Genomic DNA, 23,745 nt, shown 5'->3' with positions numbered 1-23,745 from the left:
TTTGTCAGTTTCAGATTGGCAAAGCCTTTTTAATACGATTTAGCATAAATTATGGAAAAAAAATATTTGATTTTACTTGCATTTTTAGGGGTGTTTGCTAACGCTCAAGTAAACAGATTTTTCTATGACTATAAGTATATTTCTGATTCTACCAATAGAGCAGAAGTGAAAAATGATGTAATGTTTCTGGATATTGATAAAAACGGATCTAAATATTACAGCCGCGAAAAATTTGTTACTGATTCAACAATGAAAGCTGATATTGCCAAGCAGATGAAAGGAGGATTTGGAGGCAGCATCAATATCAAAAAAAATATTAAACCGGGAGCAATTTCCTCAACGGTTACAAAAAAGTATCCGGAGTATAGTGTTTCATTCTCTGAAAATATCGGAAATACCACCTATAAAATGCCGGAAGACCAAAAACCTGAATGGAAGATATTACCTGAAAAACAAAAAATAGGAGAATATAACACCCAAAAAGCAACCACAAACTATGGAGGAAGAAGTTGGACGGCATGGTTTTCTACAGATATCCCGTTTCAGGACGGACCCTATAAATTCTATGGACTTCCAGGGCTGATCGTTAAAGTTGAGGATAAGACAGGGTCACATATCATGACATTAATCGGCAACAAAAAAACGGAAGCTGTAACACAGGATGATCCCCAGATACCGGGTCTTACTACCATTGGTTTCGGAGGTAAAGAAATAGAGATCAGCAAAAAGCAGTTTAAAAAAGCCTGGAAAGATTATCTGGCTGATCCTACAAAAGATATGAAACAAACGATGAGTACTCTTCCTGCAGGAGCTGTAGTACAAATGAAAAATCAGGATGGAAAAACGATTGATGCCAATGAGATGTACAGAAACATTGAAAAAAGAGCAAAAGAAGACCAATTAAAAAATAACAATAAAATAGAACCCGATTTGTTCAAGTAAAATTATATATTTTCTAATATCTACAGGATGGCATTTTTTGTCATCCTGTTTTTTTAGCAAAAGAAGTCATATGAAAAATGACAAATATCAATTCATAATGTTAGGATATATTATTATCTTCAATGAACAATAAGTAATAGCAATCAACGTTATATCTCATGACAGAAAAGGAAAAATGTGCAGCTGGGCTTTTATACAATGCCAACTATGATAATGAACTGATTCAGGAACGCATTGCGTGCAAAGATCTGTGTCAGGAGTATAATGGACTGAAAAACTCAGATACAGAAAACAGATACAGGCTCCTCAAAAGAATTATTGGAAGTATACAGGAAAATATCTGTATAGAACCCAATTTCTGGTGTGACTACGGATATAATATAACTGTAGGAGAGAACTTCTATGCCAATCATAATCTTATTATTTTAGATTGTGCTAAAGTAGAGTTTGGTGATAATGTGTTTATCGGCCCCAATTGCAGTTTTTATACAGCAGGTCATCCGCTTGATGTTCAACAAAGAAATGAAGGTCTTGAATATGCACATCCCATCAAGGTAGGCGATAATGTATGGCTGGGAGGTAATGTGGTCGTGCTTCCGGGGGGTTCTATCGGAAATAATTCGGTAATTGGAGCAGGAAGTGTTGTCACAAAAGATATTCCGGATAATGTAGTGGCAGTGGGAAATCCGTGTAAGGTTGTTAAAATTATAACAGAAAAAAACTAAAAACTAAAAACTAACCATGAAAAAAATGATCATTCTATTCAGTCTTATATGGGCTGTAATGACTCATGCACAGAATCAGAGATTCATCTACGAGTATAAATTTATCACAGACTCTACGGAGAGGGACAAACAGTTAAGTGAAACGATGTATCTGGAAGTAGCCTCCAAAGGATCCAAATTTTATAGCAAAGATTATTTTCAGTCCGACTCTACGATGAGGGCTATTACTGAAAAAGATACCCAAAGCTTAAATATTAACCTGGGAAATTTTAAGTTTAAAGGCAAAATACGCTACAACATTGAAAAAATGTATCCCGAATATTCTACTAACTTCTTCACCACTCTGGGTTCTGATGAATATCAGGTAGAGGAAAAGAGAAAACAGAACTGGAAAGTTCTTCCGGAAAAAGAAAAAATTGGAGAATTTAATACGCAGAAAGCTGTTTGTGACTTTGCCGGCAGAAAATGGACGGCATGGTTTACTACAGATCTTCCCATTCAGGATGGGCCGTACAAATTTTATGGACTTCCGGGATTGATCGTAAAAGTTGAAGATAATACCCACTCTCATTCATTCGAATTAAAAGGCAGCCAGAAACTTCCGGCCGGATATGAATGGATAAGTACCAAAGATAAAGAGCGTTATCATACCCTTATCACACTCAACGAAGCAAAATTTAAAAAAGCTTTTAATGATTACCGTCAGGATCCTATGAAGAGCCAAAAGCAAATGCTGGCAGAGGGAACTATCATTGAAATGAGAGACAGTACCGGAAAAATACTGGACCCGGTACAGGCAAGCAGAGATCAGGAAGCCAGAGCCAAAGCCAATATTAAAAAACAGAATAATATTCTTGAACTGGACCTGCTGAAATAAATATGAACATTATAAAAATAAAATCCCGGAACAGCGTTCCGGGATTTTTATATTGTGAAAAGGATCAATGATTATGCTAATTTCTGAGAATCTGCAATAAACTGAGCCAATCCGCTGTCTGTTAATGGGTGCTTTAATAAGCTCAAGATCGGAGGAAGTGGTGAAGTGATAACGTCTGCTCCAATTTTAGCACAGTCGATGATGTGCATTGAGTGACGGATAGAAGCTGCTAAGATTTCAGTTTCGTACATATAGTTATCGAAAATCAATCTGATTTCCTGAATAAGGTTCAGACCGTCTGTAGAGATATCATCTAGTCTTCCTAAGAATGGAGAAACATAAGTTGCTCCTGCTTTTGCTGCCAAAAGAGCCTGTCCCGGAGAGAAAATTAAAGTACAGTTTGTTCTGATTCCTTTGTCAGAAAAATATTTTAAAGCTTTAATTCCGTCTTTGATCATCGGAATTTTTACAACGATATTCGGGTGGATAGCAGCCAATTCGTCTCCTTCCTTAATCATTTCTTCATATGTTGTAGAAAGAACTTCTGCGGAAATATCTCCGTCTACAAGCTCGCAGATCGTTTTATAATGGTTTTTGATTGCTTCAGCTCCCTGAATACCTTCTTTTGCCATTAATGAAGGGTTGGTTGTTACACCATCTAAAATTCCAAGATCTCTTGCTTCCTTAATTTGCTCTAAATTAGCTGTGTCAATAAAAAATTTCATTTTGATAAATAGATTTATTGATACAAATATAGGGAATTAATTGGGTTCTGAGGTATGAATTTTGAGTTACGGGGTTCAGGGATCCGGGGTTTACGGTTGGCAGGTTTGAGGATAGGAGAGTGAGAGGGTTTGAGGGTAAAACGGGTTTGGATGTAGGAGCTTATGAGAGTAATTGTTTTTGAAAATAAAAAAGAAATTCCATACCTATCCGCCAAACTGTTATTTTTGTATCTATCATCTATCATCTATCATTTAAATTCTGCTATCCATGAAAAACAACACTTTCACCGCCAAATTGGAAATCATAGGAATTAATCCTTTTGTATTTGTTCCGGAAGAGATTCTGGATATGATTTTTGAAAAGTCCGGAAGAAATAAAAGCCCGATACCTGTAAAAGGAACTGTGAATGGGAAAGAATTTAAACAAAACCTCATGAAATATCTGGGTGAATGGCGACTGTATGTAAACCTGACCATGCTGAAAAATTCGCCAAAAAGAATCGGAGAAGTTATTGAAGTTGCTGTGGAATATGATGATGCTGACAGAAGTATTTCTATCCATCCTCAGTTAGAAAAAGCAATTAAAGAAAGTGCTTTGGCAACAGCGAATTTCGAAAACCTGATTCCTTCAAGAAAACATGAGCTGATCCGGTATATCAATAATTTAAAAACCGAAGCCAGTATCCAGAGAAATATTGAGAGAATCATCCGCCATTTACATGGTGAAACAGATTTTTACGGAAAAATGATCGAGTAGGATCATAGCAAGACAAAATTTCAAATAATACAAGAAATCTGGAATTAAAAAAAAGTAACTCTGCACAAAAAATATATTTTAAAATTAACGCAAAGATTAGCTTAAATTCTCTTATTCCTATGTGCTAAGAAAGCGACAATGTCGCTGATGAAGCTTTATTTATGACATACATGCGCTTAGAAAGAATCAATGAAATTGATTCCACCCTTGGCTTCCTCAAAAATTTAACAGCATTTACTTGATCTTTGCGTTAAATTTAAAAAAACATATATAACTAAATAAAAATGCCGGAAAAACTTTCCGGCATTTCATTTTTACTAAGAATTTAATGCTTTGCTAAGCTTCACAGCATCCTGGTTGGTAGGATCATACTGTATCGATTTCGCAATATGTTCTTTTGCTTTATTAGGATCAGTTTGCTGCTCTGTAAAGGCAAGATAGAAGTAAGCGTACGCCAGATTCTTCTTATTTTGCTCTACTTCTTCAGGTTTTACCGTTGCAATATACTTTTCGTAAGCAATTTTTGCATTGGCATCATCTTTTGCAGACTGATAGGCATAGGCCTGGCTGTAATAAGCGGGAGCCCAGTCCGGTAATAAAACTGATATTTTTTTCCATGTATCAATAGCATTTGGCCAGTCTGAAGCTTCCTGATAAGCATTAGCCAGTTTTGCTAATGATTCTGCATCTTTTGGATTGGCCGCGATCTGTTTTTTAAGATCTTCGATAGTTGGATTGGTTGTTTGACTCGTTGCCGCTGAAGTTTCAGGCTGAGTCGTTTGTGCATTTACAAGACTTACACTTCCTGCTAGTATTAAACCTAAAAATAGGCTATTAATTTTACTCATTTTCATAATCTTATATTTTAAATTCATAATCTAAAATTCAATAATAATTCCACAAAATCTTAAATTTTAGAGCCTTTAAGTTTTTTTAGAAAATATTAACGAGAAATAGGATTTTTTTAGTTTAATTTTTGATTCGTTGATCTTTGAGGCTATCTTTGTGATTCATTTTTTAATAATACTTATAATTTCGTGGTATGAATATCATATTAGCTTCAACATCCACACTTTTTGGTGGAGAATATCTGGAATACTTAAGAGAAGAATTAATCCAACTCTATAAAGGAATTGACGAAATTGTCTTTATCCCTTTTGCAAGACCAGGTGGAATTTCTCATGATGATTATACTGCTAAGGCACGCTCTTTCTTTGAAACCATCCATATAAAAGTGAAAGGACTTCATGAGTTCGAAGATAAAAAAGAAGCCATTCATCAGGCAAAAGGGTTCTTTACCGGAGGCGGAAATACTTTTTTATTGGTTAAAACATTACACGAAGAAGGATTGATGTCTGTTCTGAAAGAAAATGTATCGGGAGGAAAAGCTTATCTTGGATGCAGTGCCGGAAGTAATATCGGAGGTCAGAATATGAAAACTACGAACGATATGCCGATTGTATATCCGCCAAGCTTCGATTGTATGGGAGTGGTGCCTTTCAATATCAATCCACATTATCTTGATCCTAATCCGGATCTGAAGCATAATGGAGAAACCAGAGAAACCCGTATTCAGGAATTCCTTACCCAAAATGATATCAAAGTGGTAGGACTTAGAGAAGGAAACTGGATCAGAAGAACAGATAATTCCATTACCGTAGAAGGAAGTGAGTTGACAAGGATTTTTGAAAAAGGCAAAGAACCTTACGAAATAGAAGCAGGAAGCAGCCTTTAATGAACAAAGAAGAAATCAATCTTTTCATAGAAAGAAATCTGACCAATTTTTCTGTGAACAGTACCGGATGGGAAGAACTGATCCGGAAATTGCTGTTTGAGTTTGCCATTGCAGGATGGAACCTGGAATATAATGTCTTTGGGAAGGAAAAGTTCGGGGAATTGCGATGCTATACCTATTCTGAAGACGAAGCCCTCAATGACAAGCTTAAAAATATCAGGGATAAGTATTCGAAATTATCAGTAAAGACTTGTGAGATCTGTGGCAGCGAAGGTAAAATAAGAACCATAGGCTCATGGGAGACCACATTATGTCTGAATCATTTTCTGGAACAGCAGCCGGTTATTGAAATTGATAATAAACAAAATATCACAAGAAACAATAAGACCGTTCTGAATATTAAAAATGTTGTAAAAGCTGAGGTTGAATATGACCTTCAGAAGTTGTGTCTTTACACAGACCTGAATGATTGGGAAGGAAAGAAATATTTTTCATGGCAGGAGCCCAATTATTACCTGCTTTTAAAAACTATTCCTCTTTTACTTTTCCCGAAAGAAAATCAAAGTGAAATTTCAACATTATTTCAATATTTACAGGATTGTGAAATATGTGGGAATAAGGCCGTACACCAAAAGAATTGTCTGCGCTGCCATCATGAACCATGGAATGATAACGGTTATTTTATTCAGGAGTACGGAGAAAAATCAAACTATATAAAAGAATGTCAGATGGATATTTTTATGGATGAAGATGATTACGAGAAATATTTTAAACATGATCGTTCATTTGAAAAATCTCCTGACCATCACATTCTTTTCACTTCCGATGATCTCCGGGAGTATGAATAGCTTTTATTTTAACTATATTTGATTAGAATTAAATATACGAAAAGGTTCAGCCACGAGGTCGTATCTCTACAATTACCTTGAATTGTTTGAACCTTATTTGTCCGGACCCAAACAACAATGCAATGAAAAAAACACTTGCTGTTCTCGTGCTTTCTGTACAGATAGTTGCTGCGCAGAATATAGCTCAAAAATTAGATAAAGTAACAAAAGATCTTATGGACTCTTCGGGAGCTGTATCTTCCAGCTTATCTTTTTATGTTTCCGATGAAAACGGCAATTTTATATACGAGTATCAGGGAAATAAAGGACTTTCTACTGCTTCTACACAGAAGATTTTCACGGCAGGCGCAGCACTTGAAACATTAGGGAAAAACTATACTTTCACAACCACTTCAAGCTATTCCGGAAATATCTCCGGAGGAACACTGAACGGAAATCTTTTCATCAGCTCCAACGGTGATCCTACATTAGGAAGCTGGAGATATGATGCCTATAAGCCTGAAAATTTTAAAAAGAAGCTGGTTGAGGCAATTAAAAACTCAGGGATCACAAAAATATCAGGAGATCTTGTTATTGATGATTCTTATTTTGACCATCAAACGATTCCCGGAGGTTGGCCCTGGGATGATCTGGGTAATTACTACGGAGCCGGAGTCTGGGGAATTAACTGGAAAGAAAACCAGTTTGATATCAATATTAACGGAACCGATTTTAAAAGCTTTTCTTATCCGCTGGAAGGTGTGAAATGGCTGAATGACCTGAAAGCAGGAGGAAGCTCAGATCAAAGTCTGATTTTTACCGCTCCTCATTCTGATGTCGCTCTGATTAACGGAATGCTTCCGGCAGGAAAAACAGTGACGGTTTCCGGTTCTACTCCCAATCCGCCACTACAGCTGGCCGTAGAAGTAAAACAATGGCTGAAAGAATCCGGAATTGAACTTTCAGGAAAAGCAGTAACAAATTCTCAGCTGGAAATAGAAGGAAAGCAGGCCCTGGCAGCTCCGAAAAATAATATTCTTCTTACTTATCAATCTCCGACTCTGGATAAAATTGTATACTGGTTTCTGAGAAAAAGTATCAACCTGTACGGTGAAACACTGATTAAAACTTTAGGAAAAGAGAAGAAGGGAAATTCAAGCTTCAAAAGCGGGGTTTCTTATCTGAAAGAATTCTGGAAATCGAAGGGAATTAATCCTAATATGATCAATTTTGCTGATGGAAGCGGACTTTCTCCACAGAATTATGTTGCTGCAAAAGCAGAAGTACAGGCTCTTTTATATGCAAAAAAACAATCCTGGTTTGAAGCGTACTATGATGGATTTCCGGTTCAGGATAATGGCATGAAGATGAAAAGCGGAACCATGAGAGATACCAAATCATTTGCCGGATATCACACGGCAAAAGATGGGAAAAAATATGTATTTTCGATTATCATCAACAACTATCAGGGAAGCGGAAATACTGAGCTGCAGAAAATCCTGAATGTTTTAAAATAAAATACCTTTGAGAAAATCCATACTCACCAGACTGAATAACTGGATCATTTTTGTTGTTATGACTACTTTGGTTATTGCTATTGTAGTGGCCTCAACATCGCTTATTAATTTTCTCAGAAAAGAGGAGATCAAAAGAATCAGCCTTCTTTCCAAAGCGATAAGAATACAGCAGGAAGTGAAAACTCCGGATACAGATGTTCTGGATTTGCTGCCGGATATTCTGAATATCAACAATACCATTCCGTTCATCGTAACGGATAAATACAAGAACCCGATTCTTGATCTTGGATATTATAGAAATATTCCTGAAAATACAATTAAGAATCCTGAAAAACTGCAGGATCTGATCCGGAATATGGAGAAAAATTATGATCCTATTGAAATCAAAGTACCGGATGGAAATAATCAGTTTGTATATTATGACAACTCACGTCTGCTTAATAATCTCCGGTATTCCCCCTATATTTTAGGACTGTTTATTTTACTGTATTTTGGCTTTTCTTTCTGGTTTTTCAAGACCATTAAAAAGACGGACGAAGGATATCTCTGGGCGGGGCTCGCAAAAGAAACTGCCCATCAGATCGGAACTCCGCTATCTTCGATGATTGGTTGGATGGAAATTATGAAGCTTGATAATCCTGAATCAGAAGGAGTACATGAGATAGAAAAGGATATTGAAAGACTCAGAACGATCTCAGAACGATTCTCAAAAATAGGTTCTGTGCCTGAGCTGAACGATAGAAATTTCAATAAAACCATTCAGGAGAATTATGATTATTTAAAAACAAGAATCTCCAGAAAGGTCAATTTTACACTCAATCTTCCTACATATACCGTTCTTGTTCCCCACAATAAAATTCTGATGAGCTGGGTAATTGAAAATCTGGTGAAAAATGCCGTGGATGCAATGAAAGGAGAAGGAGCAATCACCATGTCTGTTTTTGAAAGAAATAAAAATATTTTAATTGAAGTAAAGGACAACGGAAGCGGAATGACAAAACAGCAGGCCAGAAATGCTTTTAATCCGGGATATTCTACCAAAAAAAGAGGCTGGGGACTAGGACTGTCTTTGGCAAGAAGAGTGATTCATGAATATCACAATGGAGATATCAAGATTTCTCAGACGGAAATAGGAAAGGGGAGCACCTTTAGAATAACGATTAAAAAAGAGGAAGTTCTTTAATTATACTTTTATAAATAAAAAAACCTAACAGGTTTTCAAAACCTGTTAGGTTTGTACCACATAATCTTAGGTTTGTATCAAATAATAAAATCAACCTTAGAAAAATAAAAAGCGGGGAAAATTTCCCCGCTTTTCTCTTTATTTTTTACCCGTAAGCCACTGAGTCTGTAGTTTCAGTTCTTCCGGAGTTGGATTCGCCTTAAATACAGGTGTTTCCATAGTCATTTTATCCAGAATCGCTTTTCCTTTCAATGTCATTTTCTCTTTCTTACCGGCATTATCTCTTAAGATAGTTACCGTAACTTCCTGTCCGTCTTTGATAGTTCTGGTATATCCGATAAAATCCTGTACTTTTTTGATATCTACTGTTCTGCCATCTAAAGCAAGCACCTGGTCTGTGATTTTAAATCCGATACTTTTTGCAAATGGAGACAGTGCAGAATGATCGTCAAAAGCGAAAGCATTGGTCTTTTCATCAAAACCTGTCTGGTTCGGATCTTTGATAAACCAGAATAAAGGATGGCTCTCCTGCTTTTTAATATCTACTCCTACCATGTTCAGGTATTGAGCATAAGGTGTTGGCTGGTTTCCTGCAATATATTTGTTATAGAAGTCTTTTACCTGAGGATATCCGGTTACCGTTACCAGTTCGTCAATCAGTTTATCATCTTTGAAAGGTTTGTTTTCTCCGAATCTTTGAGACAGTTTTCTGATCATATCACGGTATCCCATTTCTCCGTTAGACAGTTTTCTAAGCTCGATATCTAAACACATGGCTAAAAGAGCTCCTTTTTCATATACATTTCTGTACTGATCTTTATATGGCTCTACCAATACATTCTTACTCATTACCGTAAATGGCATCGTATCATCATAGCTCTTGGAGTTGGCAATCTTTTCACCGATTCTTTCAAGGAACTGATCTTTATTGATCAACCCTTCCTGAATCTGGAATAAATTGGCAAAATATTCTGTTCCACCTTCGTACATCCATAAGTGCTGAGACATTTTCGGATCTGCATAATCGAAATAGTGAATTTCTTCAGAGTGGGTCTTCAGAGGGTTTACAGTATGGAAAAATTCGTGGGAAACCACATCTGTAATGGTATTGTCAATAGCATCCTTCGGCATTCCTTCAGGAAGTACCACACTTGTAGATTCGTGGTGTTCCAAGGCTCCGAATCCCTTTACATTAGGTCCGTCACCACCGGAAAGATAAAGCATGATAGCATATTTCTTATTGGTGTTCATATCCCCAAGGAATTTCTTTTGGGCAACAACCATTTTTTCAAGATTTTCTTTAAAATCTGCAGCTTTGTATTTTCCTGTCGGAGAATATACACCCAATACAAGATCCATTCCTCCGGCATTGAAGGTAATATAATCAGGTTTTGTGTACATTAATGGAGAATCTGTCACCTTAGCATAGTTGGCAAGAGTATAGGTATCTGTAGATTCAGATTTATCCTGATCTACCAATGCTGTGGTTCCATAGAAATCAGTTGGTTTCTGAACAACAAGCTGATAAGGAACATCCTGCATATTCTCAATATATCCTATAAATCCATGAGTATTAATCATGTATACTTTTCCTGCTTCAATATCAGTTCCTGAAGGAGAAAATACAGCTTTATGCTTTGATGTATCTAATTCATCATCAAAACTGTCATTGACAAGATATGAGATTTTGGAAAGTGCCTGAGCATTTTTCAATGAGTAGGTATTGTCGTTTACTTTAGTATACGTAAGTTCTTTTCCTTTGTTATCGTAAAATTTGATTCCTTCGATGAATCTTCCATAATCGTCTACAGAATAAGTCCCCGGAACTGTTTTTGGGAAATGAAATTTAATATCACCGGATTTCATTTTCGGAAATTCCATGGTAACGGCTACTTTATCATCTTTTACATTGACAAGGTCAATGGTAGTTTTTATAGACTGAGCATTTGCTAAAAAAGCAGCAAAAATACCAAGGCTAAGTACTGTTTTTCTCATTAGGTTTAAATTAATAGTTAAATAGTTGCTTTTTTTTTGAGTTTGTTACGACGAAAGTATTAAACTTTTCTTAAAATTTTAGAGTCAAAAAGCAAAAAGGCAAATCCGCTGGTGTGCGAATCTGCCCTTTCTCTTTATTTAATATTCTTATAATTAATATAATAATTGGGGTTTAGTTCAACAGGAGTATTCTTTTTAAGCTTTACGGTCTGCCATTCTTCTGTTGGATTTATGGTTTGATCACCATCGATGATTATAGGTAATTTAATGTTTTTTACCACATCGGTATAACGGAATTTTAAAGTATCACCATCCTGAGCATACTCAAGGGTTGGGATTTTTATTGTTCTCAGGTACTGATCAAACACCGTTGAAAAATCGATTCCCGATTTTGAGGAAATATAATTTTCTATCTGCTGGGTGGTAACCGTCTGATGATAAAAATCTTTATTCAAACCTCTTAAAATCTGTCTGAATTTTTCATCATTATTGATGACCTGTCTTATAGTATGAATCATGTTGGCGCCTTTCGGGTACATATCTCCGCTACCTTCATTTCTTACGCCGTACTGACCAATAACAGGAACATCATTGTCTATCAATTTCCTGATCCCCTGAACATAGATTTCGGAAGATTTTTTGTCCATATATTTTTCCGTGAAAAGAGTCTCGGAATAATTGGTGAAACTTTCATGGATCCACATATCAGCCTGGTCTTTTGCGGTAATATTATTGGCGAACCATTCGTGGCCGCTTTCATGAATAATAATGAAATCCCAGTTTAATCCAACTCCTGTCCCGGAAAGATCTCTTCCAAGATACCCGTTCTGATATTTGTTTCCATAGGCTACATTGCTCTGATGTTCCATACCAAGGTGAGGAGACTCTACAAGTTTGTATGAATCCTCATAAAACGGGTACGGACCAAACCAGTATTCAAATGCGGAGAGCATAGGTTTTACCTGCTGAAACTGTTTTTTTGCTTTGTCCAGATTATAGTCAATGACCCAGTAATCCAGGTCCAGTTTTCCTTTTTCACCTTCAAATACATCTTTGAAATTGACATATTTTCCTATACTCGGGATAATGGAGTAGGCGTTGATAGGGTTTTTAACTTCCCAGGTATAAGTAGTTTTATTGCCGTTTGTTTTTTTATCAGTGAGTCTGCCATTACCTACACCTACCAGATCATTAGGCGTGATAATTTTCATAATGATTCCGTTATCAGGTTCATCGCTCCAGATATCTTTCGTAGGAAGCCATATGGAAGCTCCTATTCCCTCGTCGGCAGCAGTCATCCATGGATTTCCTTTTTCATCTGTAGTAAAAACCCATCCTCCGTCCCAGGGTGCGTTTTTAGCAATGGTGGGCTTTCCGGAATAGATCACGTTAATCGTATATTTTTCGCCTTTTTTGAATTTCTTATTCGCTGTAATGAAAATAAAGTCTCCATCCTGTTTGTAATTGGCAACAGGAAAGTTTCCTTCTACTTTATCAGCTTTCATGGGCTGCTGAAGATCTATCTGGAAAACAGGATTGGTAACATCTTTTATAATCTCAAAGCTGATTTTATTATTTCCTTTGATGCTTTTCTGTTCAAAATCCGGTTCTACGGAAAGATCATATTTCTTGACATCCCAAAAATTTCTGAATTCAGTATTGGAACCCTTTAAAGTATCCTGTTTCGTGAAAACCTTATCTTTCTCAAAGAACTGTCCAAAAGCCAGTCCCGATGCAAATAAGAGTGTGTATGACAACTTTTTCATTTGAACTTTTATTAAATCTTTTCAAAAGTATAAAATTAAATTAATAGCCCGTGCCGGAAATCAAATTAAATACAGATTTTAAGAAGACATAAAAAAGCCCGGTCACTGCCGGGCTGTAAAAAACGGGTTAGGTTTTATTTTTTGATGAATTTCAGATTTGAAGTTGTTCCTTTATCTTCAATAGAAATAATATAAGCTCCTGTACTTAATTTGGATACAGAGATTTTGTTGTCATTAATCTGTCCGTTCATTACTTTCTGACCCGCCATATTCGTAATGATAAACTGAGCTTTAGATGAGATCTTGGTTACATTCAATACATCACTTGCCGGATTAGGGTAGATCTGAATTGAGCTCTGATCTTTCATAGTCTCACTGGTAGAAAGCTGTTGTTGGATTAATACCGGATAATCCTCAACTTCACCATACTGCTGGTTGCTGCATCCGCTGCTTGGCTGGCTTTCATATCCTAATACCACTCTCATGATGACGTTTCCTCCCGTATAAGCATCTGCCGGTACGGAGAATGTTCCTGAAACAGGTGATATGATACTAGGTGCGCTTGTGTAGATTACCTCAGAAGAAGAGAATACTCCGTCTTTATTAAAGTCTATCCATGCAGTTACTCCATCATTATACTGAGAACTTGTCCATCCCTTGGTGATACTTACATTATTACCTGAAGAACCGGACATCAGGGTAATCAGTTTTGAAGGATCTGAAGTATAGTCTGTGTAAGGAGTATTATTACTGCTATTTGAAACTGGGCTCATTCCTGCACCGGTGACCGTAACATTGGAAATATACTCGTCAGCAGCGTTTGTTCCCGTTATTGAACATTTAGCAAATGGAGAAGTTGTAAAATTTGTTGACGCTGAATAAGAACCAACAGAAGCACTACAAACATTGGCTACCTGTACTTCATATTGGGTAGCTTCAGTAAGGCCTGAAATGTTATAAGCATTTGTTGAAACAGGAACCGTAGTCCATGTTGCTGTTCCTACTTTTCTATACATTACAGAATATGTTGCTCCTACTAACGCTGTCCAGTTGACAGATGCTGAAGTTCTTGTAATACCGGTTACTGTAATCCCTGTTGGAGCAGATGTTGTACAGGCACTTGTAGATGCCGATACGGTAGCATTTCCAACAGCGTAGAATACATTATCAATGGCGCTTACTCTTATTTTTACACTGGTACCAGTTGCCAGAGAGGAGAAAGAAAACGGCTCAGATCCGTCATTCGCTGTAGATGGAGTAATAACCGTCCACGTAGTTCCGTTGTCTGTAGTATAATCTATTTTAACATTTTGAACATTATACGGAGCATTATTGGTATTTACCACATCCCATGTAACAGCTCCCGGTGTATTATTGTAAACCGTAGTGGAAGTTACTTTGAAAGGTCCTTCATTTCCGATATCCACTTTCATCAGACTGCTTTGAGTCTGTTGTTGTGCAGCATCCGGGTTATTATCTCTCACGGTTACCTTGAAATTCATAGTTCGTGGTATGTTGGATACTGTTTCCCAATCTGCAGCACTGGTAAGAGCACCGTTAAGAACATTTGTGAATTTAGGGAAGTAACGTGTAGGCGAGTTGGTAGGCATCAGAGATCTGAAATTCGCTCCATTATTTCTGGTAGCACTTACGGGACCAAAAGCAGAAGTAGCCAGATCATACTGTTCCCAGGTATAGGTCATCGGATCATTTTGTGTATCTGTTGCAGAAGCTGTTAACACAAAAGCTGTTCCTTTAGGAATCATTTTATTGACCATTGGCTGAATAGAAGGAGGTGTGTTGGCTACTGCTGTAATAGTTCCACAGTCCTGAGCATTAACATAAGCTCCTACTTCCTCAATATTTTTGGTATGAAAATAAGCATCAGAATGCATCTGAACGTTATAATTGGTAATACCGGCATATCCCATAATAGAAGACCCGGATCCCGGCTCCATGTGGGCTCCATGCAAAGCGATAGACATCGTGTGTGCTGCACCGAACTGATGGCCAATCTCGTGAGCTACAAAATCGATATCATAATTATCTCCGAAAGGCTGATCCGGAGTAGAAGGGGAAGTGATTCCCGCTCCTTTGGAAGTAGCATCATTATTGCTTGCAGGATTTCTGCAGACATTTCCTACATCTCCGGCACTTCCACCACCACCTCTGTGGCCAAAGAAGTGTCCTATATCATAGGCGGCATTCCCTACACCGGCAGTATTGGTAAGCGTTTGCTGAAGCTGAAGGTTCCATGCTGCGGGAGCACTATAAGTACCATTTGAATTTGTTACTACATTCGAATAAGGATCCGTAGTGGGATCTGCAAATATAAGTTGGGGAAGATCCTGTACAATCATATGGATTCCAAAATCTTTTTCAAAAACACCATTTACACGGTTCATTGTAGCATTAATACGGGCTGCCGCTCCAGGAACACCTCCGGCTAGCTGTGTATATTCACCGTTTACGGAGATGGCAATTCTATACGTTCTGTATTTTTGTTCGTTACTTTTATTAGCATTACCTAACCCTTTTAAAACATTTTTTGTTTTAAGCAGCTTATTCATTTCTTTCTTTACCTTTTCAGGCTCAGAAGTTGTACATTCAAAAGGGTCTTCGTGAGATTTGTTAGATTTGAAAAAGACTCCATATATGTCCTTTTCTTTATTGATAGGTTCTATGAATTCATATTTTCCTGTATCGGTATTGAATGTCATAGACTGAAAGTCGTTGGGTGCTGTACTGAACCGGATTTGTTTATGTGGATTATCCAGCCCGATGCCTGCATATGCTCCCAGTTCATATCTCTCTGCCATGGATTTTTCTACCACTGGCGAATTGTACACTGAAAATCTTTCAATTCTTCCATCTGCTGTAGGGAGAGAAACAATTACAGCGTTTCCTCCTTTTCCTGCTTCAGGAGCATTCTTCAATTGATCTCTTAATGCAGAAAGATCAAATTTGTAGGCATATTCTACTTTTACTTCTTTTCTTATTGGCGTAACTTTCTCCGAGACCGGCTCCCAGCGTTGTGCCTGTAAACCACCCAGACTTAAAGCCAATGCACAGACGAAAATAATTTTCTTTTTCATATTTCTTGATTGATTTTTATTAAAGTTTTTAAAGATAGTTCATTTTTTTAAATCTTTAGTTGGTGATACGTTACTAATTGCTCCAAACTTTATAATTTTAGTTTAATTTTATCGTTGTTTTTAATTATATTAAGAATAAATATAATTAAGGTTAATTTTTTTAAATAAAAAAAGCGCTACCGTTCAATCAAATGGTAGCGCTTAAGCTTTTATTAGTAAAAAATACTGTTTATTTCTGTACTGCCGGAAGATTTCCGTTGCTTTTCTGTACTTTTTTATAAGTGAATGTACACATCATAATACTGAATTCGTATAAGATAAGGAGCGGGAATGCAGCCATCAGCATACTTAAAACATCTGCCGGAGTAATAATTGCAGCCACTACCATAATCAAAACGATCGCATGACGACGGTAAGTCTTCATAAATGTAGGGGTAAGAATTCCGATGGTGGTAAGGAAGTAGATCAAAATCGGGAAAAGAAAAATAACACCCATACCCAAAACTACCTGTAAGAATAAAGTGGTATAATCACTTAAATCATACAGCGGAACGATAATATCTGAGATTTTAAAAATAACCCCGAAATTAACGGCGAACGGAAGAATCAGGAAATAACCACATAATACTCCGGTCATGAAAAGAATCCATACCGCATTAATAATATAAATAGAATTTTTTCTTTCTCTCGGATGTAAAGCAGGGCCTATAAAACGCCACAGTTCCCATACGATATACGGAAATGCAGCCACCATTCCTCCAAAAATTGAAACAGCCATCATTACATTGAACTGCTGATATAATCTCTGTACACGAACAGGGAAGTCCTTTGGAAGATGAATACTGTCTTCTCCCAAAATCATTCTTGAAAAATGATTAACAACTCTGAAAGTCGGGAAATCATTTCTGGTAGGCCCAAAAAAGATATGGTCCATAATCCAGTTGATATTAAAACCAACCACAAATGCCGCAATTATGATAGCAATAATCGAACGGATCAGATGCCCTCTTAATTCTCCTATATGTCCAAGGAAGGACATGTCTTTACCATCACTCACAGAATACAATTTTTAAAGCGCAAATTTATGAAATATTTAGTTAAATGACCGATGTTGGATTCTAAAATTATCGAGGTACATATAAAGCAAAATCAAAATCCCTCTCTTTAATATTCATTTCTGTTAAAAGATCTTCTGCTGCTACATTAATTTTTTTCCATCTTTCATCATGTCTGAGATCTAATGATTCGAAATACCATTCTTCTTCATCCACTTCATCAGTAACCTTTTTAAAATCTGCTATTTTCTGTCTCAGCGATTCGCTGATGAACTTATTTCTGAATAAAGATTCTATTTCTTCGCTGTACGAAAATATGCGTAAATCATATCCGATATCTGTCAGAGACAGACAGTCTGCCACAGAATCGTATTTTTTATCATCAAAAGTACAGAAAATCAGGCATCGGACGACAAGATCAAAATAGTCCTGACTTTTTTGATCATGGTGCAGATTTCTGTCATGGTGGGAATAGTCAGGGCTAGGATCAGGTTCCAACGGAAGATAATGTACTTTATTTCTTTGTGAATCCTGATAGTCAAGATATTTTTTCAAAAATATTGGGAATAGAATCAATAAATAAAGAATAATCATCATAATACCTTAAAAATATTTGATTAAAATGCTGATCCGAAGGTATAATGCCTGACCTCTTTTATTTGAACACTAGTTAATCCCTTCGTCTAACAGTTTATGCAGATCAATAATCCCGAAATACTTTCCTTTTTCCGTTACTACCAGCTGACCGATATTATTTTCTTTCAGAACTTTCATGGCTTCTTTAGCCAGCGCGTCCTTTTCAATGGTTCTGGGACGGGCAGACATAATATCTTTAGCCAAAACCTTACTGATATCTTCTCCTTTCATCAGCATTCTTCTTAAATCTCCATCTGTGATAACACCAATAATCTGGTCGTCGTTCGTTACCACTGTAATTCCATGGCTTGAGGCACTGATGGAAATAATCACATCTCTTATGGAAGAATCTTCTGTAACCTGAGGCTTTTGTGAAGATAAAAACTGCTCTACTTTAGACGTCAGATTTTTTCCTAAACTTCCTCCGGGGTGAAATTTGGCAAAATCATTGGCTTTGAAATCATTAAGCTCCATTAAAGCAACAGCTAAAGCATCTCCCAACGCCATTTGTATCGTTGTAGAACTTGTAGGTGCCAATTTATTCGGGCAGGCTTCAACGTCCACGTGGGTATCCAAAATCACTTCTGAAAACTCAGCCAGTTTACTGGTTTTATTTCCGGTCATACCAATTAAAGCAGAAGAATAATCTTTTAAATATGAAACCAGGTTGGCAATTTCGGGAGAATTTCCGGAATTTGAGATGCATAAAACAACATCCTGCTTTTGAATAACTCCAAGATCACCATGAATAGCTTCCGACGCATGTAAAAACTGAGAAGGCGTACCTGTAGAATTTAACGTAGCAACAATTTTGTTCCCCACATGGGCAGATTTTCCGATTCCTACTACAATGAGTTTCCCTTTTGCTGAGTGAATAATCTCTACGGCCTGTGCAAATTGGTCATCAATTCTGTTTTTTAATTTTTCCAGTTCAGAAATTTCTATTTCTAAAGTGCTTTTGGCAATTGATATAATGTTGGTTCTATCCATTTTATGAAGATAAGGTATACAAAAAAGTTCCTAAAAAACGTTATATTTTAAAAAGAATATTTAATATAAATTTTATTTTTTATAAATTCGTTCGCTTTTATTTTAAGCAGAATTTTTATAACTTTGGGTGTGATGCAAATTTAGCAATAGAAAATTAGATGAGCGCAAAAAAAGCCAATTTATCAGGCGAATTGAAAAAGTATTTTGGGTTTTCTACATTTAAGGGCCAGCAGGAACAAATTATAGATAACCTATTGAATGGGAAGGATATATTTGTTTTAATGCCTACAGGTGGCGGAAAATCATTATGTTACCAGCTTCCGGCTCTTATTTCGGAAGGAACAGCAATAGTAGTTTCGCCCTTAATAGCGTTGATGAAAAATCAGGTAGATGCAGTGAATGGGCTTTCATCAGATGATGGAGTAGCACACGTACTGAATTCATCATTAAACAAAACGCAGACCAAGCAGGTTTTTGACGATATCAAAAGCGGCAAAACCAAACTTCTGTATGTAGCTCCTGAATCATTAATTAAAGATGATTACCTGGATTTTTTGAAAGAAGTGAAAATTTCTTTCTTTGCTATCGACGAGGCTCACTGTATTTCAGAGTGGGGGCATGATTTCAGACCCGAATACAGGAATCTGAAACAGATTATTGACAAAATCGCCAATGTACCGGTGATTGCTTTAACGGCTACTGCAACTCCTAAGGTTCAGGATGATATCCAGAAAACTTTAGGAATGACCAATGCATTGGTGTTTAAAGAAAGCTTCAACCGTCCTAATCTATATTATGAAGTATGTCCTAAAATCAATGTAGATAAGGAAATTGTAAAATTTATCAATCAGCATAAAGGAAAATCCGGAATTGTTTACTGCCTGAGCCGTAGAAAAGTTGAAGAATTTGCTCAGCTTCTGCAGGTGAATGGAATCAATGCACTTCCTTATCACGCCGGTCTTGACCAAAAAGTGAGAGTCGCCAATCAGGATAAATTCCTGATGGAGGAAGTAGACGTCATTGTAGCCACTATTGCCTTTGGGATGGGAATTGATAAACCGGATGTACGTTTTGTTATTCATTACGACTTCCCGAAATCTTTGGAAAGCTACTACCAGGAAACCGGTAGAGCAGGAAGAGATGGGGGTGAAGGCCATTGTCTGGCATTCTATGATCCGAAAGACATTGAAAAACTGGAGAAGTTTCTGGCTCAAAAACCTGTTTCAGAAAGAGAAATCGGATTACAGCTTCTGAATGAAGTGGTAGGATATGCTGAAACCTCAATGAGCAGAAGACAATACATTCTATACTATTTTGGGGAAAGTTTCGATCCGGTAAACGGAAACGGAGCAAAAATGTGTGATAACTCATCCAATCCGCCAAAATTGAAGGATGCAACGGCTGATTTAAAAAAGTCTTTGGAACTGATTAATGATACCGGAGAAAAATTCAAATCAAAAGATCTGATATCCGTTATTGTAGGAAAAGAAAACGCAGTTACAAAATCGTATAAACTTGAACAAAGTGCTCATTTCGGTTTTGGAAAAGATGAAAAAGATAACTACTGGAAAACAATTTTGAGACAGGCGACTGTTCAGAATTTTTTACAAAAAGATATTGAAACCTACGGGGTTTTAAAAATTACAGAGAAAGGAAAAAGTGTCCTGAATGGTAAATCTAAAGATGTTTTTTTAATTGCTGAAGACAGAGAATTTGATCTTACCCAGGCAAAAGCGGAGAGCGATCAGGTTCAGCAACAGGCTGGAGGAGGATTAGATCAGAACCTTTTTAACCTGTTGAAAGAACTGAGAAAGAAAGTAGCCAAAAAACATGGAATTCCACCATACACTGTGTTTATGGATCCAAGTTTAGAAGACATGACCGTTCAGTATCCTATTACGGTAGATGAAATTACCAAAATTTACGGCGTAGGGGAGGGAAAAGCTAAAAAATACGGTAAAGAATTCGCAGACTACATCAAAACGTACGTTGAAGAGAACAATATCGAACGTACTCAGGATATGGTACTGAAACAGGTGGCCAATAAATCAAGCCATAAAGTTTTCATTATCCAGAGCACTGATAAAAAGATTGATCTTGAAGATATCGCAAGAGCTAAAAACCTTTCTATGGATGAACTTCTGAAAGAAATGGAAAGGATTGTCTATCAGGGAACAAAGCTAAATATTGATTACTATATTGAAGACAATTTTGATGAAGACATCGTAGACGGATTCATGGAATTCATGAACGAATCTGAGAGCGACAGTATGAAAGTCTTGCTGGATGAGTTCGGGGATGAATTATCTGATGAAGAAGTGAGAATGTTGAGAATTAAATTTATCAGTGACGTAGCTAACTAAAATGATTTTAAACAATAACGAAATAATTAAAAAAGAAATTCTTCCTAAGAAGAGTTTCTTTTTTAATATGACAGAAAAGTTGAGAACAGCTTTTTCTGTATTCTACCTTGCAATTGGCGTGTTTTTTATTACGAGTAGCTTAAATTCCAGTTTTTGGCTCTTTTCAATAATAGGGATTGGGGTTTTTTGTAATGCTTTATACGTTACTTTTTTCAGATGGATTGTAAAGTATTGGAAACTGAAAAATAACTATTATGTAATTACAAACCAAAGGATAGCTATCGTTGAAAAGGGAAGCGGGAAGGTTCTAAAATATAAAAATCTGAATGAAATAAAGGAGGTAAATGCTGAAATGAATACCCATCATTTTGGGAATATCATTTTTGGAGAACCCGAAAGTTTTTTTGGTAAAGATGATGGGAGTTTTTCTTTTTTTAGAAGAAGAGGAGTCAATTATACTGAAGATAAATATGCCTTTCTAAGTATTGAAAACATTAACGAAATTATACCTTTATTTAACGAAATGGGCTTAAAGGTTAACAAAACTTTTTACTAACTTTACATTGATGAAAAAAATATCTGTCATATTTATTCTGCCGGACTTAGAAACCGGGGGAGCAGAAAGGATTGTTACAACTATAGCGAATCATCTTTCCAGGGATCGGTTTGAGCCCAAGATTTTGCTGTTACGTAAACAAGGCGGATATTTGAATTTTCTGAAAAAAGATGTCGAAATTATCGATATCAATACCGAAAGAATAAGACATTCATTAAAACCTATTTTAGGAGAAATCTACAGAAGAAAACCTGATATTGTATTCTCTGGTTTTGGTGAAGTCAATGCTTATTTATCTCTGTTTATAAAACTTTTTCCAAGAACAAAATTCATTGCGAGGGAAACTAATGTTGTAACACAGCATGTAACCCGCAAAGAGATTAAATTTTTCTATAATTTTTACAATAACTATCAGAGAATCATTGCTCAGAGTGATGATATGATGAAAGATCTTGTTGATAATTTTAATATTAAAAAGAAAAAAATTGTCAAGATCAATAATCCTGTGGACTTTGATTTCATTGAAGATAAAATGGCCATTTCCTTAAAACCGGAATGCTTCAAATACAATTATAAGAATGTAGTGGCTATTGGTAATTTATCTTCCAGAAAAGGATTTGATAACCTGCTGAAGGTTTTTTCAAGGCTGAAAAATGAAAATATCATGCTTCACATTTTAGGAGACGGAAAAGATAAAGATCTTTTACTTCAAACTAAAGAACTCTTAGGATTAAAAAAAGTGATCTTCCATGGCAGACAGGAAAATCCTTACCAATACCTGAAATATGCAGATCTATTTGTGCTTTCTTCACGGTATGAAGGCTTTCCCAACGTCCTTCTGGAAGCAGGCGCATGCGGAACTTATTCCTTAGTTAATAACTGTCCCGGAGGAATCAATGAGATCATTCAGCACAATATAAACGGTGAAATTGCCAATATTGAAAACTATGATGATTTTGCCCAGCAGATTGTAAATGTACTGCAGAGCAACTATAACAGAGATGCTATAAAAAACTCTATTAAATCAAGGTTCTCAAAGAATATTATTCTGGATAAATATGAAAAAGTTCTGCTGGACCTGATCAAACCATGATGACTCCATTTGCTTTATAGGCTGTTAATTTCTTACTTTTGGAGTTATAAATTTTATCTGAAAACCAATTTTCATTTATGAATAAAATCCAAAAATTAGGATGTGCTTGTGAGAAGCCGGACTTTCATTATACAGAATTCAGAAGTTCAGAATTGGGCATAGATCACACCAACGGAAGATATGGAGAAGTATCCATTCAACAGTGCAAATTGTGCCAGAGAATATGGATTCATTATCTTGTGGAATATGAGCATTACTCCAAATCGGGAAGATGGTATAAAGGAATTGTTTCGAAAAAAGACCGTCCTCACATCACTCCGGAAAATGCAGTAGAATATCTGGAAAGCCTGGAATGGTATGTGTATGGAGGTTCATTTTTTGAAAGCACAGGTACATTTGGACAAGGAAAATTGAATGTATAACAAGGTATTCCAGATAACCAATTAAATACCAATCTATGAAGCCATTGATAATTACCGTTTTAATGATGAATTTTATTGTTGTAGTTGCTCAGCAGAAAACCATCTCCAGAAAAGAGTTATTAAAAACTGCTCTTGATCAGAAAGTAAAATCTACAGAGATTCAGGAAATAACAATGGCTGCAGGGCAAGGAGCTCCCGAACATCTGCATCCCTGTCCCGTTTTGGGAATCATCAATTCCGGTGAAGCTGTTTTCCAGATAGAGGGAAAGGAAAAAGTAGTACTTCATGAGGGAGATGCTTTTTATGAGCCTAAAAATGTAAAAATCCTTCATTTTGATAATGCATCAGCTGAAAAACCACTTGTCTTTACAGCAATTTATCTGAAGGAAGGTAATGAAGAAAATATAAAATTCATAAAATAATACTTTTCATTAAACTGGAGCATATAATTACCATTTTTAAAATTGATAAAACTCACTTTGGTGC

21 protein-coding genes are annotated in these 23,745 nt (G+C 36.4%); 13 read left to right on the top strand and 8 right to left on the bottom strand.

Annotated features, from left to right (window positions below):
* Positions 1–51 precede the first annotated feature (51 nt).
* From FB551_RS08320 to FB551_RS08310, 3 genes are all read left to right on the top strand, one after another.
* Positions 52–942, top strand: a complete 891-nt coding sequence (locus FB551_RS08320) for a GLPGLI family protein (RefSeq protein WP_142016699.1) — start codon at positions 52–54, stop codon at positions 940–942.
* A 158-nt stretch (positions 943–1,100) separates the two neighbouring features.
* A complete protein-coding gene (locus FB551_RS08315) occupies positions 1,101–1,667 on the top strand; it encodes a sugar O-acetyltransferase (RefSeq protein ID WP_142016697.1) in 567 nt (188 codons plus the stop codon).
* 16 nt (positions 1,668–1,683) lie between these two features.
* Positions 1,684–2,544 (top strand): GLPGLI family protein, encoded by an 861-nt coding sequence (locus FB551_RS08310; protein ID WP_142016695.1) that lies wholly within the window; start codon positions 1,684–1,686, stop codon positions 2,542–2,544.
* A gap of 71 nt (positions 2,545–2,615) precedes the next feature.
* On the opposite strand, the gene fsa is transcribed toward FB551_RS08310, so the two are convergent.
* Positions 2,616–3,269 carry a fructose-6-phosphate aldolase gene (gene fsa, locus FB551_RS08305; protein WP_047429579.1) on the bottom strand — a complete coding sequence of 218 codons (654 nt, stop codon included), beginning with the start codon at positions 3,267–3,269 and terminating at the stop codon, positions 2,616–2,618.
* Positions 3,270–3,537: 268 nt separating this feature from the next.
* On the opposite strand from fsa, the gene FB551_RS08300 reads away from it, so the two are divergent.
* Positions 3,538–4,026, top strand: coding sequence for a YdeI/OmpD-associated family protein (locus FB551_RS08300; protein WP_047429581.1), 489 nt, complete (start codon positions 3,538–3,540; stop codon positions 4,024–4,026).
* A gap of 317 nt (positions 4,027–4,343) precedes the next feature.
* On the opposite strand, the gene FB551_RS08295 is transcribed toward FB551_RS08300, so the two are convergent.
* Positions 4,344–4,874 carry a tetratricopeptide repeat protein gene (locus FB551_RS08295; RefSeq protein WP_226798648.1) on the bottom strand — a complete coding sequence of 177 codons (531 nt, stop codon included), beginning with the start codon at positions 4,872–4,874 and terminating at the stop codon, positions 4,344–4,346.
* A gap of 194 nt (positions 4,875–5,068) precedes the next feature.
* Between FB551_RS08295 and pepE the strand changes: the two genes are divergently transcribed.
* The 4 genes from pepE (at position 5,069) to FB551_RS08275 (ending at position 9,288) form a co-directional block, all read left to right on the top strand.
* Positions 5,069–5,761 carry a dipeptidase PepE gene (pepE, locus tag FB551_RS08290; RefSeq protein ID WP_142016693.1) on the top strand — a complete coding sequence of 231 codons (693 nt, stop codon included), beginning with the start codon at positions 5,069–5,071 and terminating at the stop codon, positions 5,759–5,761.
* Positions 5,761–6,609: a hypothetical protein gene (locus FB551_RS08285; protein WP_142016691.1), complete on the top strand. Its 849-nt coding sequence runs from the start codon at positions 5,761–5,763 to the stop codon at positions 6,607–6,609. Before pepE ends, FB551_RS08285 begins: the two co-directional genes overlap by 1 nt.
* Before the next feature lie 122 nt (positions 6,610–6,731).
* A complete protein-coding gene (gene dacB / locus FB551_RS08280) occupies positions 6,732–8,105 on the top strand; it encodes a D-alanyl-D-alanine carboxypeptidase/D-alanyl-D-alanine endopeptidase (RefSeq protein WP_142016689.1) in 1,374 nt (457 codons plus the stop codon).
* 7 nt (positions 8,106–8,112) lie between these two features.
* A complete protein-coding gene (locus FB551_RS08275; protein WP_047429594.1) occupies positions 8,113–9,288 on the top strand; it encodes a sensor histidine kinase in 1,176 nt (391 codons plus the stop codon).
* A 138-nt stretch (positions 9,289–9,426) separates the two neighbouring features.
* Here FB551_RS08275 and FB551_RS08270 read toward each other — a convergent pair whose 3' ends face one another.
* The 6 genes from FB551_RS08270 to FB551_RS08245 form a co-directional block, all read right to left on the bottom strand.
* The gene (locus tag FB551_RS08270; RefSeq protein ID WP_142016687.1) at positions 9,427–11,283 is read right to left on the bottom strand and encodes a M61 family metallopeptidase; all 1,857 of its coding nucleotides are present in this window, start codon (positions 11,281–11,283) and stop codon (positions 9,427–9,429) included.
* Between the two features lie 134 nt (positions 11,284–11,417).
* Positions 11,418–13,049, bottom strand: a complete 1,632-nt coding sequence (locus FB551_RS08265) for a M1 family metallopeptidase (RefSeq protein WP_142016685.1) — start codon at positions 13,047–13,049, stop codon at positions 11,418–11,420.
* Between the two features lie 134 nt (positions 13,050–13,183).
* Positions 13,184–16,144 (bottom strand): reprolysin-like metallopeptidase, encoded by a 2,961-nt coding sequence (locus tag FB551_RS08260; RefSeq protein WP_142016683.1) that lies wholly within the window; start codon positions 16,142–16,144, stop codon positions 13,184–13,186.
* Between the two features lie 229 nt (positions 16,145–16,373).
* Positions 16,374–17,201 (bottom strand): twin-arginine translocase subunit TatC, encoded by an 828-nt coding sequence (tatC, locus tag FB551_RS08255; RefSeq protein WP_185097534.1) that lies wholly within the window; start codon positions 17,199–17,201, stop codon positions 16,374–16,376.
* Between the two features lie 67 nt (positions 17,202–17,268).
* Positions 17,269–17,754: a hypothetical protein gene (locus FB551_RS08250; protein WP_167497833.1), complete on the bottom strand. Its 486-nt coding sequence runs from the start codon at positions 17,752–17,754 to the stop codon at positions 17,269–17,271.
* A 111-nt stretch (positions 17,755–17,865) separates the two neighbouring features.
* Positions 17,866–18,825: a KpsF/GutQ family sugar-phosphate isomerase gene (locus FB551_RS08245; protein ID WP_142016679.1), complete on the bottom strand. Its 960-nt coding sequence runs from the start codon at positions 18,823–18,825 to the stop codon at positions 17,866–17,868.
* 158 nt (positions 18,826–18,983) lie between these two features.
* Here FB551_RS08245 and recQ point away from each other — a divergent pair, with 158 nt between their 5' ends.
* From recQ to FB551_RS08220, 5 genes are all read left to right on the top strand, one after another.
* On the top strand, positions 18,984–21,188 hold the full coding sequence (gene recQ, locus FB551_RS08240) for a DNA helicase RecQ (RefSeq protein WP_142016677.1): 2,205 nt from the start codon (positions 18,984–18,986) through the stop codon (positions 21,186–21,188).
* Between the two features lies 1 nt (position 21,189).
* On the top strand, positions 21,190–21,744 hold the full coding sequence (locus FB551_RS08235; protein ID WP_142016675.1) for a hypothetical protein: 555 nt from the start codon (positions 21,190–21,192) through the stop codon (positions 21,742–21,744).
* A gap of 10 nt (positions 21,745–21,754) precedes the next feature.
* A complete protein-coding gene (locus FB551_RS08230; protein ID WP_047429623.1) occupies positions 21,755–22,837 on the top strand; it encodes a glycosyltransferase in 1,083 nt (360 codons plus the stop codon).
* Between the two features lie 77 nt (positions 22,838–22,914).
* Positions 22,915–23,259 (top strand): hypothetical protein, encoded by a 345-nt coding sequence (locus FB551_RS08225; protein ID WP_047429626.1) that lies wholly within the window; start codon positions 22,915–22,917, stop codon positions 23,257–23,259.
* 35 nt (positions 23,260–23,294) lie between these two features.
* Positions 23,295–23,681 (top strand): cupin domain-containing protein, encoded by a 387-nt coding sequence (locus FB551_RS08220; protein ID WP_142016673.1) that lies wholly within the window; start codon positions 23,295–23,297, stop codon positions 23,679–23,681.
* The last annotated feature ends 64 nt before the right edge of the window (positions 23,682–23,745 follow it).

The organism is Chryseobacterium aquifrigidense, assembly GCF_006716485.1.
GTDB classification, from domain to species: domain Bacteria; phylum Bacteroidota; class Bacteroidia; order Flavobacteriales; family Weeksellaceae; genus Chryseobacterium; species Chryseobacterium vietnamense.
This window is presented reverse-complemented; position numbering and strand designations above follow the sequence as displayed.